The organism is Paenibacillus qinlingensis, from assembly GCF_031455095.1.
Classification (GTDB): Bacteria; Bacillota; Bacilli; order Paenibacillales; family NBRC-103111; genus Paenibacillus_E; species Paenibacillus_E qinlingensis_A.
This window is the reverse complement of the sequence record NZ_JAVDSB010000003.1, coordinates 293,903-312,004: the sequence shown is the minus strand read 5'-3', so window position 1 is coordinate 312,004 and position 18,102 is coordinate 293,903. Positions and strand designations below refer to the sequence as shown.

Annotated in this window: 16 protein-coding genes; 2 read left to right on the top strand and 14 right to left on the bottom strand. The window is 46.1% G+C overall.

What is annotated here, in order from left to right:
* Nucleotides 1-16 precede the first annotated feature (16 nt).
* From J2736_RS12190 to gpr, 13 genes are all read right to left on the bottom strand, one after another.
* The gene (locus tag J2736_RS12190) at nt 17-1,744 is read right to left on the bottom strand and encodes an alkaline phosphatase (RefSeq protein ID WP_310226871.1); all 1,728 of its coding nucleotides are present in this window, start codon (nt 1,742-1,744) and stop codon (nt 17-19) included.
* Complete coding sequence (locus J2736_RS12185; RefSeq protein ID WP_310226869.1) at nt 1,741-2,244, bottom strand: hypothetical protein; 504 nt, start codon at nt 2,242-2,244, stop codon at nt 1,741-1,743. The genes J2736_RS12190 and J2736_RS12185 overlap by 4 nt, the downstream gene beginning before the upstream one ends.
* Nucleotides 2,245-2,290: 46 nt before the next feature.
* Nucleotides 2,291-3,424, bottom strand: coding sequence for a molecular chaperone DnaJ (gene dnaJ, locus J2736_RS12180; protein WP_310499106.1), 1,134 nt, complete (start codon nt 3,422-3,424; stop codon nt 2,291-2,293).
* A gap of 123 nt (nt 3,425-3,547) precedes the next feature.
* On the bottom strand, nt 3,548-5,386 hold the full coding sequence (gene dnaK, locus J2736_RS12175; protein WP_310226867.1) for a molecular chaperone DnaK: 1,839 nt from the start codon (nt 5,384-5,386) through the stop codon (nt 3,548-3,550).
* A gap of 89 nt (nt 5,387-5,475) precedes the next feature.
* Entirely contained in the window at nt 5,476-6,039 is a 564-nt protein-coding gene (gene grpE, locus J2736_RS12170; protein WP_310226865.1) for a nucleotide exchange factor GrpE, read from the bottom strand.
* Nucleotides 6,040-6,096: 57 nt separating this feature from the next.
* Nucleotides 6,097-7,638: a TCP-1/cpn60 chaperonin family protein gene (locus J2736_RS12165; RefSeq protein WP_310226863.1), complete on the bottom strand. Its 1,542-nt coding sequence runs from the start codon at nt 7,636-7,638 to the stop codon at nt 6,097-6,099.
* Entirely contained in the window at nt 7,635-8,663 is a 1,029-nt protein-coding gene (gene hrcA / locus J2736_RS12160) for a heat-inducible transcriptional repressor HrcA (RefSeq protein WP_310226861.1), read from the bottom strand. Before hrcA ends, J2736_RS12165 begins: the two co-directional genes overlap by 4 nt.
* A gap of 110 nt (nt 8,664-8,773) precedes the next feature.
* Nucleotides 8,774-9,247 (bottom strand): N-acetyltransferase, encoded by a 474-nt coding sequence (locus J2736_RS12155; protein ID WP_310226859.1) that lies wholly within the window; start codon nt 9,245-9,247, stop codon nt 8,774-8,776.
* 141 nt (nt 9,248-9,388) lie between these two features.
* Nucleotides 9,389-10,540, bottom strand: coding sequence for a radical SAM family heme chaperone HemW (gene hemW, locus J2736_RS12150; RefSeq protein ID WP_310226857.1), 1,152 nt, complete (start codon nt 10,538-10,540; stop codon nt 9,389-9,391).
* A 90-nt stretch (nt 10,541-10,630) separates the two neighbouring features.
* Nucleotides 10,631-12,445 (bottom strand): translation elongation factor 4, encoded by a 1,815-nt coding sequence (lepA, locus tag J2736_RS12145; protein ID WP_310226855.1) that lies wholly within the window; start codon nt 12,443-12,445, stop codon nt 10,631-10,633.
* 73 nt (nt 12,446-12,518) lie between these two features.
* Nucleotides 12,519-12,911, bottom strand: coding sequence for a hypothetical protein (locus J2736_RS12140; protein WP_310226853.1), 393 nt, complete (start codon nt 12,909-12,911; stop codon nt 12,519-12,521).
* 29 nt (nt 12,912-12,940) lie between these two features.
* On the bottom strand, nt 12,941-14,176 hold the full coding sequence (gene spoIIP / locus J2736_RS12135) for a stage II sporulation protein P (protein ID WP_310226851.1): 1,236 nt from the start codon (nt 14,174-14,176) through the stop codon (nt 12,941-12,943).
* A gap of 183 nt (nt 14,177-14,359) precedes the next feature.
* Nucleotides 14,360-15,358, bottom strand: a complete 999-nt coding sequence (gene gpr, locus J2736_RS12130) for a GPR endopeptidase (RefSeq protein WP_310226849.1) — start codon at nt 15,356-15,358, stop codon at nt 14,360-14,362.
* Between the two features lie 254 nt (nt 15,359-15,612).
* On the opposite strand from gpr, the gene J2736_RS12125 reads away from it, so the two are divergent.
* Both J2736_RS12125 and rpsT read left to right on the top strand, forming a co-directional pair.
* Entirely contained in the window at nt 15,613-16,293 is a 681-nt protein-coding gene (locus tag J2736_RS12125) for a DNA-binding response regulator (protein WP_310226847.1), read from the top strand.
* A gap of 418 nt (nt 16,294-16,711) precedes the next feature.
* On the top strand, nt 16,712-16,963 hold the full coding sequence (rpsT, locus tag J2736_RS12120) for a 30S ribosomal protein S20 (RefSeq protein WP_056609803.1): 252 nt from the start codon (nt 16,712-16,714) through the stop codon (nt 16,961-16,963).
* 69 nt (nt 16,964-17,032) lie between these two features.
* Here the strand turns inward: rpsT and holA are convergent, their stop codons facing one another.
* Nucleotides 17,033-18,052, bottom strand: coding sequence for a DNA polymerase III subunit delta (holA, locus tag J2736_RS12115; RefSeq protein ID WP_310499105.1), 1,020 nt, complete (start codon nt 18,050-18,052; stop codon nt 17,033-17,035).
* Nucleotides 18,053-18,102 lie beyond the last annotated feature (50 nt).

Here is an 18,102-nt window from a genome sequence, read left to right as displayed (position 1 = left end):
CCGTCTGCTCCTAATATTAATTTTTTACAATACGCTCATTAAAGGAATCCCATGTGAATGTTTTTCCAGTCAGTTGATTAAAAGCTTCCAGCGGCAAGTACAACTTACCGTTATCCACATTGCCAACCCATGCACTTGCCGTACCGTTCACAGTAATCTCTCCCGTTGAGACAAGAACAGAAATCTTTTGACTATCTTTTGTGAAAGTTACGGTATGTGTAGCTTCATCCCAGCCTACTTGAATGCCGAGAGATTCAGCTAGTGATCTTGCCGTAAACAAAGTTTTGGAATCACGCGTTACTTTGAACATTGGGTACAGATATTTGTCTTGAAGCTCTTTTGTGGCCGCTGCCAAATCAGCACCGATCACTTTTGCACCATTTTTCGCAATATCCGTATTATCGATGTCGCCTTTAACTAGCGAAGCAATCGGACCATATGCCCACACACCAACATCAACCCCAGTATGACCATGTCCTGTCCAGCCAACGGCAAGACGTTTCGACACGACTGCATTATAACCGCCGCCACGTCCATAGGAGGAGCCATCGCCATTCAAAATCAATTGAACCTCTTCATCAGACAGATCCGTGAAGCCAATATTGTCTGCAACGATTTTGCGGATATCTTCGGCTGTTTGCGCTTTTTTCAAAATACCATCGATATACTCATAGGAATGCTTCTGTTTGTTAAACAAATCTACATTGATTTCATAGACATTGTCTCTAGCAAGGGAAAGACCGCCAGTCTCATGATCCGCTGAAACAACAACAGAGGTATTGCCATCTTTTTTAGCAAAATCAACTAATGTCTTAAACGTCGCATCTAGCTCTAGCATTTCTTGAATGTTGGCAGGCAGATCGTTGGCATGACCAGCGTGATCGATACGACCTTGCTCTACCAATAAGACGAAACCATTTTTATTTTGGGATAAAATATCCAATGCCTTTTGCGATAGTTGCGGTAAGCTAGGTACTGACTCTGTACGGTCAAGTACGTAAGGGATTTCCGCATCTGCGAAAAGTCCAAGCGCCTTACCCGCAGTCACAGGAATGGCTTCCAAACCTTTTTTATCAAAAGCCGTTTGGTACCCCTTAGCTTGAAAATCAGGAATGATATTCTTGTCCGTACGTTTTCCTTTATCTTCTTTCGTCGTGAAGTTGACCTTACCTCCACCGAAGATAACATCCACTCCACTGTTCAAATATTGCGATGCAATCGCATTTTGATTGCTGCGTTGACGTACATGGGATGCCCATACAGCAGGCGTAGCTCCAGTAATGTTATCTGTTGAAACTAGACCTGTTGCCTTGCCTTGCTTCATAGCCGCTTCAATCACGGAAGCATAAGGTGAAGCTACTTCACCGTTAGAGACACTAATGGCATTGTTATATGTTTTATTCCCAGTTGAAAATGCTGTCGCCGCTGCGGCAGAATCCGTAATTGCACCAGACTCCGTTGTATAAGGACTTGCTTGTGAGTATGTAGTCGCTTTTCCAACATAATAACCGCCATCTAGCTCCAGATGATCTTTACCTAGGAACTTCTTTGCGTAATAACGAGCAGCTGTTACTTCAGCTGGTCCCATGCCATCCCCGATAAGAACAATCAAATTTTTAGAAGGTGGAGCAACGGAAGTTGATGGTGCCGCTGAATCTGCAGCAGAAACTGTACCTGCTAGACTTAGAGTTAATAAGGAAACTGCCATTCCAGAACTCATGATTTGTTTTAACGCTTTTTTCAAATGTTTTCCCTCCAAAAATAGTATTTCACCTTACTAGCATAAGGCTCATAGATTTGGAGAACGTCAAATCCATATGTAGGTTTTGTAAATTTGATGGTATATGTAAAGGGATGATTAATAGGGGGCGCGGTGCTCTGACTACGCGCTTGAGCACAATTTTTGTGCTCAGTAGCGCTCGGCAGCGTGCGTCTTCTTGCTTGAGCACAATTTTTGTGCTCAGAAGCGCTCGGCAGTGTGCGTCTTCTTGCTTGAGCACAATTTTTGTGCTCAAGAGCGCTCGGCAGCGTGCCGACTTCTTGCTTGAGCACAATTCTTGTGCTCAGGAGGGCTCTGCAGCGTGGCGTCTTCTTGCTTGAGCACATTTTGTGCTCAGGAGCGCTCGGCTGTGCGGCGACTTCCTTCCTGAGCACATCATGGGATGTTACGTTCATACCACCTTCGGCTCCACTCATCGTTAACGCCTGCAACAAAACAAAAAGCACCTCAAGTGCATGAATCAACAGATTAAATCTGTCATCCAAGCACTTGAGGTGCTGCTATCAAACATTAATCGCCTAAGAAGGCTCTTTTCATACGTTCAAAAATAGACTGACTTTGCTCATGCGTATGCTCGCCGCTTTGCTTGCCGAACTGGCGCAGCAAATCCTTCTGATCTTCTGACAAGTTCGTCGGTGTCATCACGATAACCTTCACGTGTTGATCCCCTTGACCGAAGCCACGAAGATGCGGAACGCCTTTGCCTTTGAGACGGAAATACGTGTCCGTCTGAGTACCAGCTGGAATCTTGAGCTTTACTTTCTCCGTCAGCGTTGGGATTTCAATTTCGTCACCAAGGGCTGCCTGCATGAAAGTTAAAGGCACTTCACAGTATACGTCATTGCCTTCACGTTGGAAGAACTCGTGATTTTTGACACGAATAACGACATAAAGGTCGCCAGATGGGCCTCCGCGAGTTCCGCTTTCACCTTCACCAGATACGCGAAGTTGAGCACCATCATCCACACCTGCTGGAATCTTAATGTGAATGGTGCGTGTTTTCTTCACTTTACCAGCGCCATGACACGTTCCGCATTTTTCTTTGATGATTTTACCGGAACCATTACAGGACGTACACACGCGGCGGTTCACAATACGGCCAAATGCTGTATTCTGAACCACTTCTTGTTGTCCGCTGCCGTGACAGCCGCCACAAGTTTCAGGCTTCGTCCCAGCTTTAGCACCTGAACCATGACAGGTATCGCAATTCTCTGTACGAGGAATGTTAATATCCATTTCTTTACCAAAAATGGCTTCTTTAAATTCCACGGTCATCGTATATTGCAAATCATTACCGCGTTGCGGAGCATTCGGATTACGACGATTACCACCACCGCCGCCACCGAAGAACATATCAAAAATATCCCCGAAGCCGCCGCCGAAGTCTTGACCGCCGCCAAATCCTTGATTCGGATCGACATGACCGAACTGATCGTATTGCGCTTTCTTCTGATCATCACTCAGAACATCGTATGCATCCTTAGCTTCTTTGAACTTATCTTCAGCATCCGCCGCTTTATTGACGTCAGGGTGATATTGACGTGCCATTTTGCGGTAAGCCTTCTTGATCTCATCCTGCGAAGCATCCTTGCCGAGACCTAATACTTCGTAATAATCACGTTTACTCACTTGTTCCACTCCCATGTTCAAGACTACAAACGGAAAGTCAAAGCCACGGAGAACTCCCCTTGGCTTTGACTCTTACGTTAATTGATAACAAACAGTGTTTAAAGAACCTCTTTAAACTTCTATTTAGTTAGAATATGTTTATTTTTTAGGTTCGTCAACTACTTCGTAGTCAGCGTCAACAACATTTTCTCTGCCTTTAGGAGATTCGCCTGCACCAGCATCAGGACCTTGGCCTTGATCAGCAGAAGCTTGCTCATATAATTTAACAGAAAGTTGTTGAATAACTTCCGTCAATTCTTCTGTAGCTTTTTTGATCGTTTCAAGATCGTTGCCTGCAAGTGCAGTTGTTACTTTCTCTTTCGCTGCATTCGCTTTGTCGATCTCGCCTTGGTCAACTTTGTCGCCAAGATCTTTGATCGTTTTGTCAACGGAGTATACCAATTGATCCGCTTCGTTGCGAGCTTCTACAAGCTCTTTACGTGCACGGTCTTCTTCAGCATGCGCTTCCGCGTCTTTCACCATTTGTTCAACTTCTGCATCGCTCAAACCGCTGGAAGAAGTGATCGTGATTTTTTGGCTTTTACCTGTTCCTTTATCCAAAGCAGACACGTTTACGATACCGTTCGCATCGATATCGAAGCTAACTTCGATTTGCGGAACGCCACGCGGAGCCGGAGGAATATCACCTAGCATGAAGCGGCCAAGTGTTTTGTTACCGCTAGCCATGGAGCGCTCACCTTGAAGAACGTGAATCTCTACGCTAGTTTGGTTATCTGCATATGTGGAGTACACTTGTGATTTCGTTGTAGGAATCGTTGTGTTGCGGTCGATCATTTTCGTGAATACGCCGCCTGCTGTTTCGATACCAAGGGAAAGTGGTGTTACGTCTAGAAGAACAACGTCTTTTACTTCACCAGTCAAAACACCAGCTTGAACAGCTGCACCAAGGGCAACAACTTCATCCGGGTTAACACCTTTATGTGGCTCTTTACCAATCAATTTCTTAATTGCTTCTACAACCGCAGGAATACGAGTGGATCCACCAACAAGAACAACTTTATCGATTTGACTTGTGGACAAACCGGAATCTTGAAGTGCTTGACGAGTTGGTCCTAGTGTTCTTTCAACAAGCGCCGCGGATAGTTCTTCGAACTTCGCACGCGTCAAGTTCAACTCCAAATGCTGAGGAACGCCGTCTGCTACCGTGATGAACGGAAGGGAAACAGTCGTTGTCAAAACACCGGAAAGTTCTTTTTTCGCTTTTTCAGCTGCATCTTTCAAACGTTGAACTGCCGCTTTATCTTTGGAAAGGTCAATGCCTTGCTCTTTTTTGAATTCAGCAACGAGGTAATCCATAACAACTTGGTCAAAGTCATCTCCGCCCAATTTGTTGTCACCGCTTGTTGCTTTAACTTCGAAGAAACCATCGCCTAGCTCAAGGATGGATACATCGAATGTACCGCCACCAAGGTCATAAACGAGAATGGTTTGATCTTCTGTTTTTTCCAAACCGTAAGCAAGTGCTGCTGCTGTTGGCTCATTGACGATACGAAGAACTTCAAGACCAGCAATTTTACCAGCATCCTTCGTCGCTTGACGTTGGCTGTCGTTAAAGTAAGCAGGAACCGTGATTACCGCTTGTGTAACCGTTTGGCCAAGGTACGCTTCTGCATCTGCTTTTAGCTTTTGCAGGATGATTGCAGAGATCTCTTGTGGCGTGTAGTCTTTGCCATCAATGTTCTCTTTGTGGTTCGTACCAATGTGACGTTTAATGGAAGAGATTGTTTTGTCTGGGTTTGTGATAGCTTGACGCTTTGCTGTTTCACCAACAACGCGCTCGCCATCTTTCTTGAAACCTACAACGGATGGCGTTGTGCGGTTACCTTCTGGATTTGGAATTACGACGGCTTCTCCGCCTTCCATAACGGCAACGCAAGAATTTGTAGTACCTAAGTCAATACCAATTACTTTACTCATGTAAAGATGCCTCCTTATGTTCCTCTAGGAACGTCATTAGTTTTTATTTAAAAAGATAAGATCCTTTAGTCTCGTGATCAAAATTAGACTTATACGCTAACCTTAACCATTGCAGGTCGGATGACCTTGTCTTTGAGGATATAGCCTTTTTGCAATTCTTCAACAACAATACCTTCTTCATGCTCCTCGGATTCCACTTGCATCACAGCTTGATGGAATTCAGGGTTGAACGGTTGACCAACCGCCTCAATAGGCTTAAGCCCTTCAGCTGTTAATAGTTGATCAATGCCACGGTAAGTCATATCCAAGCCCTTCACCAATGCGTCGAAATCCTTCGTCTCTTTGCTTGAAGACAGCGCGCGATCAAAGTTATCCACAATCGGTAATAGCTGTTCAATCAATTTAAGCGAAGCGTATTTCGCGAAATCTTCCTTCTCCGCTCTTGCACGGCGACGGAAGTTGTCGAAGTCCGCTTGAACGCGTAATAAACGCTGATAGTTTTCTTCGGCTTGCACACGCGCCTGTTCCAATTCGCTATTCGCTTCCTCGGAAACGACTTCCTCAACAACTTCTTGCTCTGTCGTTGATTCATTCTCGGCTGCGTATGTAGGGTTAATGTCTTGTTCCACTGTTTTGTTATCTCCAGTACTCAATTGTCCTTCACCTCCTAAACATAATACACGACATATTTGGGTTTAGTTTGCCCACATTTAATTCTCTTCAAAAGGTTGCTTCATCTTGATCACTGTATGGATACGCAGTACCGCGGCAGCTACTTCACCAGCCGCTTGCAGCGCGTGAATTTTCACATCTGTCGGATCCATAATCCCAGCTTCCACAAAATCCGTGATCAGCCCCGTATCGCAATCGATCCCTAGGCTGTCCGTATCCTGTGCAAGCTGGGCCGCTTTCAGCTCTTCAACCTTCTCGAGCGGATTGTAGCCTGCGTTCACTACGATTTGAGACAATGGCTTGCGCAGTGCTCCCGCGACAGCGGCCACACCAAAGCCCTCCATGCCCCTCATCGTCTCGCGCACACGCTCCAGATCATGCGCGACGGCCATCTCAGCTGCGCCGCCGCCGGGCAAGTACCCGCCGCGCACGGCGGCTTGGACGGCTGACGCAGCGTCCTTCGCGATGCGCGAGCGCTCATGCGCCGCTTCGCGCGTCGCGGCGCCAACGATCACGGTCACGTGCCCCTCACCGTGACCCTGCGCGACGCGCACGCGCTCCAGCCGCTCGTCATACGCGGCATAGCCCGCGTGACCGAGCGCCGCGCTGAGCTCCGGCGCGCTCTTGCGCAGCGCCGTGCGCCGCACCGGCCTAGCGCCGGTGTGCTCGCTCAGCAGCTGCAAGTCCCTACGTGACAACCGCTGCAGCACGAGAATGCCATGGTCGGAGCAAAACTGCTCCGCCTCAGGGTCAACCCCGCGGTCTGATGCAATCAGACCGACGCCAAGCTCCAGCAGCATGCCGAGGGAGCTGCGGAAGAGCTCCCGGAGCTGCATATAGCGCTGGAAGCCTGCCTCGGTGACCAGCGATTCCTCGCTGACCGCCTCAGGCTCCAGAGCATCATGCAGCACGAGGATGCGGGCATCTCGGTGCTCCTGCTCGAGATGCAGGTTCATCGGCTTCCCATTCAGCAGGATGCCGGTCCAGACCTCACTGCTCGCTACTTCGTGGGCGAGCACGCTGTCCGCGAAGCGATAACCCTCTTCGCGCAGCTTCGCCTCACCAACGGCTTCGGCCGCTTGAATAACGAGTTTAGCGATATCCGTTTGCTCTCGCCCTGCCGTGTAAGCAATACGCTGAAGCGCTCGATCTGCTAGACCTGCGATCTTACGACTGCGGCCCTCTAGACTCGCTACGGCCATTTCAATCCCTTGCAGCATGCCAGTGACAACCTTTGCTACAGGAACACCGCGCGTAACTTGGGCAACACCTTCTTGCACCATCGCGCCAGCTAACACTGTAGCTGTTGTCGTTCCATCGCCAATCTGCCGTTGTTGACTGCGAGCGACTTGAATCATCAATCTCGCTGCTGGATGCGTAACATCCATCTTTTCCAATATCGTCACACCATCGTTAGTAATAATGACCTCACCTTGGCCGCCGACTAGCATTGTGTCCAGCCCCTTAGGACCCAGGGTTCCTTCGACTGCCGAACAAATCGCCCGAACTGCCGCGGCATTATTGACTAACGTAGAGTACCGTTCTTCACTTTCACCATGCATGGGTTTGACTCCTGTCATTTACCATACCAACGTCCTAAGACCAGTTCCATATGCTTCGATAGATGTTCCATTAAACCAATGACTCTACCGTATTCCATGCGAGTAGGTCCCAAAATACCAATCGTGCCAAGCGGCGTACCGGCAATGGAGTATGAAGCTGTGATTAAGCTGCAATTCGATATGGCTTCAATACTATTCTCAGCACCAATTTTTATCTCGATGCCTTCATTTGAAGGAGTAAATAACTTGATGAGAGTCGGTGCTTCTTCCAGCAGATCAAAAATGCTCTTCACTTTCTCCACATCCTTGAATTCAGGCTGTGTGAGCATATTCGTCATTCCACTGAGGAAAACACGATCCTTCTCATCGCTTTGCAGTACACTCTCAACCATACCAAGAAGCTCTTGATAGCCGGTCACATATTTGCTTAATTCATTTGAAATTTCGTTGTAAAGCTTTGATTTAAACTGAACCAACGGCACATTCTTCAGCCTTGTATTCAGAATATTGACGACCTTCTCGATTTCCGACATTGGCATGCCTTCAGGTATCGTCACGGTTTTATTTTCAACATGCCCCGTATTCATCACTAGGATTGCTACTGCTGTAGTATCCGAGATCGGGATAATTTGAATATGCTTTAAAGTTGTACTAAACACTTCAGGACCGAGCACGATCGACGTGTAGTTCGTAAGACTGGAGAGCATGCCAGCAACGTGCTGAATAACACCTTCCATCTCTTGAATACGCTCTGCGAAAGCACCCTTCATAGAATCCAAATCATGACTATGCAAGGAGCCGTGCTGGAGCAAATGATCGACATAATAGCGATAACCCTTGTGTGAAGGTATACGACCTGCGGACGTATGAGGCTGCTCAAGATAGCCCATTTCTTCGAGATCAGACATTTCATTACGTATGGTTGCTGGACTAAACCCAACATTCCCACGCTTCGAAATACTTCGCGAACCAATTGGCTCCGCTGAACGAACGTAATCATCAATGATTGCACTTAAAATCATGCGTTGGCGCTCTGTCAACATGAGTACCCCTCCTCCTCACTTTTCACTATTTGCCACCTTCGTTAGCACTCGTATTTAGTGAGTGCTAAATCCTAATACAAAAATAACAGACCCTAAGGTCTGTTGTCAAGTCAATCCAAACGTTTAAGTACGGCGATTTCATCGCAACAATACTGTTTTTTGCAATGCATGCAGTCTCTCCAAACCTTCTCAGGAAAAATCTCCTTCGGAACGAGTGTAAAGCCGTTTTTTTGAAAGAAAGCCACTTCATACGTAAGTGCCATCACTTTAATAATTCCTTGGCTTCTTGCCTCTTCGACTAAAAAGTCAACAAGTTTGCCACCGATTCCTTGACCCTTGTAGCCAGGCGTCATCCCAAGTGAGCGAATCTCAACCAGATCTGGCCCCAACCTCGTCAGTGAACCGCACCCTATTAATAGGCCATCGAATTCAGCGACAACAAACGTATCAATTTGATCTTGGAGCATTTCCTTGCTCCGCGGCAGCATGATGCCTTGCTTGGCATACCCCTGTATGATTTCAAAAAGCTTATCGATATCATCCACCGAAGCTTTTCTTACGGACACCGTAGTTGATGTATTCACGCTTCCCCACCCACCATTCGCACAAAAATGCATAAAAGCCACGCTAGCGCCCTGCGGCTTTCCGCTGTTTCGCTTGTGGATTCATGTATAAATATACAACGAAACGTATAAATGCACAAGCGTTTTTTGCATGAAATTGGTTCAGCTTAAGAACGAAGCAAAGACTTCATTTCCTAGCAAAATACCGTGCTTGGATAAACGATATCCTTCCGGCGTTTGCTCAATCAGCTTCTTGTTGATCCAGCTTTGCAGCGTAGTTCCGAAGTGGGCTTCGATCGTCTCTCCGAATTGATTCATGAAGTCCGTGCTGCGCACACCTTCTAGCAGTCGCAGTCCAACCATCATAAAGTCTTCCATCGCTTCTTGCGGCGTCACGTCGAATTGCTCCATGATCGGTAATCCCAGCTTCGTAGCATCAATATAGGGTTGGATGCCCTTCACATTCACATGACGCTTACCATTCATATACCCGTGTGCACCTGCACCTAATCCGTAATAGGAGCGATTGCGCCAGTACATCGTATTATGCCTGCTCTCGCGGCCAGGCTTGGCAAAGTTGCTGATCTCATACTGCTTATAGCCCGCACTCTCTAATCGGCGCATGATGAGTTCGTACATATCGACTTCCTCATCTTCACTTGGAAGAGGCAGTTGATTTTTGTTAAATAAGGTGTGGAACAACGTGTTTTCTTCTACTTTCAAGCTGTAAATTGAATAATGCTGTAAATCAAGTGACAACGCCTCATCCAATGTTGCCTGCATGATTTCCACTGTTTGCTTTGGAAGTCCGAACATCAGGTCAATGGATAAGTTATCAAAACCTAATTTCTTCGCATTGGCAATGCTTCTGTGCACATCATCTGTATTATGAATACGGCCGATCGCCGCAAGGATGTCATTGTTAAAAGATTGCACACCAAAGCTTATGCGATTGACGCCGCCAGCTTTCATCACAGCAAGCTTATCTTCGTCCGTCGTTCCTGGGTTAGCTTCCATCGAGAATTCTACTTCCGCGCTATCCGCTGGGAAATAAGTTCGAACAATCTTGAGGAATCGCTCCATTTGGTCTGGCAATAGAACGGTTGGCGTTCCGCCACCAACAAAGATCGTCTCCACCTTCTGTGGCGGATTGTTTCGTACAGTAAGCTCCATTTCACGCTCAAGTGCATCTAAATATTCCATCACAGGCTGCCCTTTGAGGACATAAGAGTTGAAATCACAATAATGACATTTGTTTGTGCAAAAGGGAATATGAATGTACACCGCTGTTGGTGTTGTATAGTTAACTAACATAAGGGTATTCCTTTCTATCTTTCAAGCTTATCATTGAGAAAAAGCCAAGGGACAGCGTCTGCTGCCACCCCAGCTTTTCATTCCATGCCTCTATTCGTCGATTTTCAAAACAGCCATGAACGCTTCTTGCGGCACTTCTACGCTACCGACCTGCTTCATGCGTTTTTTACCTTCTTTTTGCTTGTCTAACAATTTACGTTTACGAGAAATGTCACCGCCGTAACACTTGGCAAGTACGTTTTTACGCATCGCTTTTACGGTCTCACGTGCCACGATTTTCTGTCCAATCGCTGCTTGAATCGGCACCTCAAACATTTGCCGCGGGATAAGCTCTTTCAGTTTATCACAAATGATTTTGCCACGGTGATAAGCGGTATCACGGTGAACGATGAAGGACAGGGCATCCACCTGCTCCGAATTGAGCAAGATGTCCATTTTAACCAGATTGGATTTCTTGTAGCCGCTGATTTCATAGTCAAAAGATGCATATCCTTTTGTCCGAGACTTCAACATATCAAAGAAATCGTAGACAATCTCTGATAACGGGATCTCATACGTCAATGTTACGCGATTCGTATCCAAGTATTCCATATTCAAGTATTCGCCGCGTTTACCTTGGCAAAGCTCCATGATGGTACCTACATAATCATTCGGCACGATAACGGAAGCTTTTACATATGGCTCTTCCACGAAGTCAATACGTTGCGGATCTGGGTAATTTGAAGGGTTATCAATTTCCATGACATCGCCATTCGTTAATGTGATGCGGTAGATAACGCTTGGCGCTGTAGTAATCAACGGAATGTTGAATTCACGTTCGATACGCTCCTGAATGATTTCCATGTGTAGGAGTCCTAAGAATCCGCAACGGAAGCCGAAGCCTAGTGCCGTAGATGTTTCAGGTTCAAAACGCAAGGATGCGTCATTCAATTCAAGCTTTTGCAACGCTTCGCGAAGATCGTTGTAATCGGTCGTTTCAATTGGGTACAATCCGCAGAATACCATGGGGTTAATTCGACGGTAACCTGGCAGTGCCTCTGGTGAAGGACGATCTGCTTCCGTTACCGTGTCGCCGACACGGGTGTCTCCAACATTTTTAATACCAGCAACGATGAAACCAACATCTCCAACCTCAAGGGAAGGAACCGATGACATTCTTGGTTTGAACGCACCGACTTCAATAACTTCGAACACTTTGTTCGTCGCCATCATTTTAATTTTGGAGCCTGCTTTGATCGAACCATCCACGACACGCACATACACGATTACGCCTTTGTAGCTATCGTAATGGGAGTCAAATATCAAGGCCTTCAAAGGAGCATCCGGATTACCTTGTGGTGCTGGTACCTTCAGACAAATTTGTTCAATGATTTCTTTAATACCGATACCCGCTTTAGCCGAAGCAAGAACAGCATCACTAGCGTCAAGACCGATGACGTCTTCGACCTCTTGCTTTACTTTCTCGGGGTCTGCGCTTGGTAAATCAATTTTATTAATAACAGGTAATATTTCTAAATTATTTTCAAGTGCTAGATATACGTTCGCTAGTGTTTGAGCCTCAATGCCTTGAGCCGCATCAACAACCAACAATGCTCCTTCACAAGCAGCAAGACTTCGTGATACCTCATAGGTAAAGTCTACGTGTCCTGGTGTATCAATCAAGTTAAGGATGTAATCGACACCATCATCCGCGCGGTAAGCCAATCTCACCGCCTGTAGTTTGATTGTAATCCCCCGTTCGCGCTCCAGATCCATCTGGTCGAGAACTTGCTCTTGCATCTCACGTGAAGACAATGCACCTGTATATTCCAGAATACGATCAGCTAGTGTTGATTTGCCGTGATCGATATGAGCGATAATTGAAAAGTTGCGAATTCTTTGTTGTCTTTCTCGAATGTCCGTCATGCTAAAGACTAACCCCCACTACATGCAAATAATTTTCATTATAGCAGTTGTGCGAAGTCGGAGCAATGCACAGCTAGCCTTTGCCTAAAACAGCATCAAACAAAGAAATGAACAATTTAATTCCATGATGTGCCGTTATCTGTAAAAGGTCACCCAATTTATTGCCTACACGGTTCAGTGAATTATCATGAATGACAACAGGTTCAGTCTTCGGCTCATCGTTTTGTTTCCCTTTCACTGTTGTGTTTTGAGCAGGTGGTGTTGGTGTGGGCGTAGCATTAGCAACTGTTGTTACTACTTTACCTGGCGCTTTTGTTGGAGCAGCCTGTGAGGAAGCTTTGGAGGAAGGCTGAGGACCTTCAATACGTTCCATCCCGCTGGATGCTAGACTGACGCCGAACAAGATACAAAACAGCAGCAAGAGTCCAAACAATCCAACCTTGATATAAAAGCGCCTCAGCCTCATCACATTTCCTCCTTTATTGGTAAGCCGGTTTACGATTTTTTTGCCGTATCCGCCGGTGCATCAACTTTCTTCGCGTTCAAAATAACTTCCGATATCGCTTCGGCCAACCAATCCGTTGCCCGGTAACATTCCTCGAGGGTATTGTAGGGACCGCCTACTTCGATCAAAATACTGTTAGGTGAAATGTTTTGATTATACAAACCATTCCCCTCACTGGCCTCTTTGGCATGAATCCCTTTGGAGACACCTGGGTGCTTCGCTTCCAGCACTTGATGAATTTTGCTTGCAAATTCCTCGTTCTTTTTCCAATTTGGATTTTTCCCGCCAATGATAAAATAAACCTGTGCAACTTCCTTACCATCGATCGTAGCCGTTGTTTTGTTGCGTGCTCCTGAGTCGCGATGAATATCAAAGAAATAATCCAAATCCTTATGCGAAGCGACGGCTTCTTGGAGCGTTTTGGCGGAATATTTGTAGGAGTACGGGTATTCAAAACCTTTGACTGTGCTCGGATAAACAGTTGAAGAATGCACAGCTCCAATGCCATCTCTCTCCAGGTTCTGAGCTAACCGTTGCCCTACGGAGATGATATTCACTTTATCGCTATATGCTTTGTCTGGATCTGTCACACCTTTTAGCTCGGGGAGAAATGACTCATTGCTATGTGTTTGATAGATAAAAGCAATATTATCGCCTGCTGTTTTCGGTGGCTGACCAACTGCATTCGGAGATGGAGATACGCTGCTAATCGGCGTTGGTTCTATGGATGGAGTCGGAAGTGGTGGATTTTTGGCTTCTGCCTCCAAATTATTCGAGCCTGGATTGAAATCATATGGCGCACTAGGATTATTTTCGCTCCCTTTCACCAAGACGGTCGATTTCGTCAAATCCATACCAGGCACTTCACTTGCAACAAGGCTTTTGGGATCACTTGGATTAATATTGGTCATCATTTGAAAAGCGAAGTGAAACACATTGTGTTGGGAAAAGGTAAACTTCTTCTGATCCTTATTTAAATGAGGGACTTCCATACCCAACATATCGATGAAAAACTGATTCGTGACAGATGCAGCGAGACCTTTCATGGAAGAAACCGGCGACGTTGTCGACATTAATCTACTTTGCAGGACGCCACCTAGACCAATGAGTACGAATAGAGCTAAGGTCGAGGTGCTGAGTACCATGAACGTTTTCCCGACGGAACTGGCGCTCTGAAAGGTTTTGCGAACTTGGCTGAAATTCCATGTGGCTGATGTCCATTTCATAGTTTCCATGCCTCCTAAACTATCTTAATTCAATCTATGAAACGAGCCCGAACGATAGAACTAGTTTCGCTAGATATTTTTGATAGAGAAGGATTACGAGGGAATGATAAGGCACTATGAGGTCCATAATAGAACGGCAAAAAGAACTGCCACCACGCCAGTGGGTTCAGTTCTTTGCTTGAATTAATGGGTGTAGGCTGCCACGTTATCGACATCTACAGCGTCATGCAAAGCCGCATTCAGGCCGCTAGCGATAATATTGGCGATATCCTCAATAAATTGGTCAATTTCCTTCGGCGTAACGAGCAAATCGTGCCCTACGGGGTTTAGCACCTCTTTGACAAGCTGCAGCCGTTCGTCTTCATTGATATTATCTAGAAGTCCAAAAATATGCCCCGTATTACTCGTCTGATCGCTAAAGTGCTTTTGCATGAGATCAAAAGCATTGTTGACAATCGTTGACGCATACACAACTGTCGGTACTCCGATCGCAATAACTGGAATTCCTAGATTCTCCTTGGTCAAGCCTTTGCGTTTATTTCCGATGCCTGAGCCAGGATGGATGCCGGTATCCGCAATCTGTATGGTCGTGTTGACACGGTCCAAGGATCTAGAGGCAAGCGCATCAATGGCGATGATGAAATCAGGTTTTGATTTATCTACAATCCCTTGCACGATGTCGCTGCTTTCAATCCCTGTTGTGCCTAGCACCCCTGGGGCAACAGCACTTACGGCTCGATAGCCTGGGCTCACATCTTCGGGAACCAGCTCAAAGTAATGCCGCGTCACCATAATATTCTCGACAACGAGTGGCCCCAAGGCATCTGGGGTTACATTGCCATTGCCCAAGCCAATAATAAGTGCCTTCGCATTCTTGGGAATGCCGATTTGCCGCAAAAACTGCTCAAACTCTTGAGCTAGCTTGGTTGCCACGCGATCCTGCAGCTGGCTGTCTTTCTCCCGGAGCGCAGGCACTTCAATCGTTATATAATGGCCCAGAAGCTTACCAAGCGCTTTGGACCCTTCTTCGTTCAGGACGTTGATTTTGGTAACGCGTATCCCGTTTTCCCGTGTGAACTCTTGTTCAATACCAGGAATCGGCTGCCCCTGATTGGCTGCATGGGCCATATCCCTTGCATCAAGTGCAAGGTCGGTCTGTGTGTTGAATATGCCTAAGTCCATTGGAGGTCTCCTTTCATGCTTGCGCTGTATTGCTTATTGTGTGACAGATGCTGCGGTGTTATGCAAAGTTGAAGAGCACTGTAACTGATCATTTCGAATCTCAGACACTTGTAAATACTTGTAAGAATTGCATAGTGATGTTATTCTGAAAATAACCTAATCGAATAGATTTTCAGACGCAAAGCATGCGCCGTTTCCATAACTCTTAGGAGTTGCGGGACGGCGCTATTTTATTTTGAGATGGAGCGGATGTGATGACATTGAATTCGTTTGACAGTGCTCACCAAGAATGGCTGAATGGTCATTTAAGCAAAAGGAAAGGTGAGGCATTACGAAAATTACAGACTGGTCATGCGTTTGCTGAGAAAGAATTTCTCCGTTCACTATGGTGGCAAGCTTTTGGACACTTTACTTACTTGCATCCCGAGTATGAGATCATTGATTACGCTGACGGCAAAAGATCTCTGGACTTTGCTTATATCCGTTCAGGCATCCGTATCACCTTTGAGATCGACCCTTACGGAACTCACTATGACAAGCTCGATCGCAGACAATACTCAAATCAATTCGTGCGACACATGCATTTGGTGAATGATGGTTGGATCATCGTGCGTATTAGCTTGGATGATATTCGAGAGCGCCCTCGGCTTTGGCAAGCGTTGCTTCAACAACTCATCGGAAGCTTATTTGGGGAACAAGACTCTCTTGAAAGTCAATTGAACAGTCAGGAACGAGATATTCTACGACTAGCCTTAAGACTGGGTCGCCCGATTAAACTCGCGGACGTCAAAGAAGTGTTACAATGCGGATATGATACGGCAAGAAATCAAATACGACTCCTTGAAGATAAAAAATGGCTTCGCCCTGAAGCCAAAGGTGTTGCTAGAGTGCACGCTTGGCTTGTAGATACGACTCGGAAACCGCCCTTATTGTAACTTACCATTCACTGTTTCCCACCCTTCCCACATTCATTTAGTCCGAATTTCTCAAACTAAACTAGTTGTCCGCGGCAATCATCCTTGATTAGTCCTAAATCACCTAACTAAATCGTCAAAATCTGCTCTCACAAGGGGAAAGTGGCAAATTAAGCAGGCAGAATCTGACTAATGGGCTATCGGAGTATGGATAGCACGATTTAGTTCGGAGAAATCGGACTATTGTGGATTCCGACAAGAGCTTTCGTGCGTCGCACCGAGCAACTATGCTCATGAACATCACAACTGCTAATAAAGACCACTGAAAACCTATTGACAGCTCTTGCATTTTGAAATATTGCGTGGTAGAATACTTAAAGTTGTCAGCAAACATACAAATGTAACGTTGAACGTGTTTTGTAAGTAGGAGGTGAATTTCATGCCAAACATTAAATCCGCTATTAAACGAGTAAAAGTTAGCGAAAAGCGCCGTCTTCGCAACGCTTCCCACAAGTCCGCTTTGCGTACTGCTGTGAAAGCTTTCGAAACAGCTTTAACCCCTGAAGCTCTAGTTTCTGCTTCCAAGAAATTAGACAAAGCTGCTTCTAAAGGTTTAATCCATAAAAATGCCGCTAACCGCAAGAAGTCCCGTCTAGCTAAAAAGCTAAACGCTCTTTCGGCTCAAGCGTAATACACGGACATAAAGCAAAAGACTAATTTCTCCTAGGAGAATTAGTCTTTTTTCCATTAACCTCACTTCTTAGGCCGCCAGCCTAAGAAGAAATAATTCAAGACCCAAAACTTTGTCGATTTTTCCTGTTTTCATCTGCAAATCAAGATCGGCTAACTCACCCATAATACGGCTCAGCTTGTCCCCATCGTATTTCCGCGCCTGCCCCTCAGCTACTTTTACCGCAAAAGGATGTAAACCTATCTGGGATGCCATCTGTTGCTGCGAATAGCCTTGTTTTCCCAATTCCTTGACCTGCAGCATGATGCGGAATTGTCTGGCGATAAGTGAAGCGATCTTGATGGGCTCCTCACGCTGCTTCAGAAGCTCCTCCAAGATGACGAAAGCTCGTTCCAATCGTACATTCACAATATCTTCGATGAGAATAAATACGTTCTGCTCCGTGCTCCTAGCAACCAACTGATCAACGACGTCCGGAGTTGCTTCACCTTGTGCACCTACATACAACGAAATTTTCTCTAGCTCGGCCGATAACGATTGCAAGTTCCCACCTGTATAGAGAATCAATTGATCAGCAGCCCCACCAGAGAATGTAAAGCCAAGCAGACTAGCTTGCTTAGCTACCCAATGCGTAAGTTCCTCTGGGCTCAAGGATAGGAAAGGTACGGCGGCTTCCATGTCCTTAAGTGCTTTTACAATCTTTTTACGCTCGTCCAATTTATCAGCATCCACGGTGAACACCACAACTGTATGCTCCGCGGGCGATTTCAAATAAGCCGCCAAGCGATCCATGTTGTGCTCAAGCTTCGTATTTTCCTTCGCACCTGTGAAAAATAGCGCATTTTTCGCGATAACCAATTTCTTCGGCACCATAAAAGGTAACGTTTCAGCGTCATCTAAGGCAGAAGAAAGCGGCATTTCACTCAAGTCGAATTTACTCACTGCGAATTCACGATCTTCTGGACCCATTAAGGAATCCGTTATAACTTGAATGAATTCACGCATTTTATATTTCTCAGGTCCGTAGCACAAATAAACGGGAGCTGGCCGGCCTGCTTGTATATCTTTCAATGCTCTCTTAGCGTCCATCGCTGGCATTCACCCCTCCCGCTTATTTTACCAACAACAAAGGGATTACG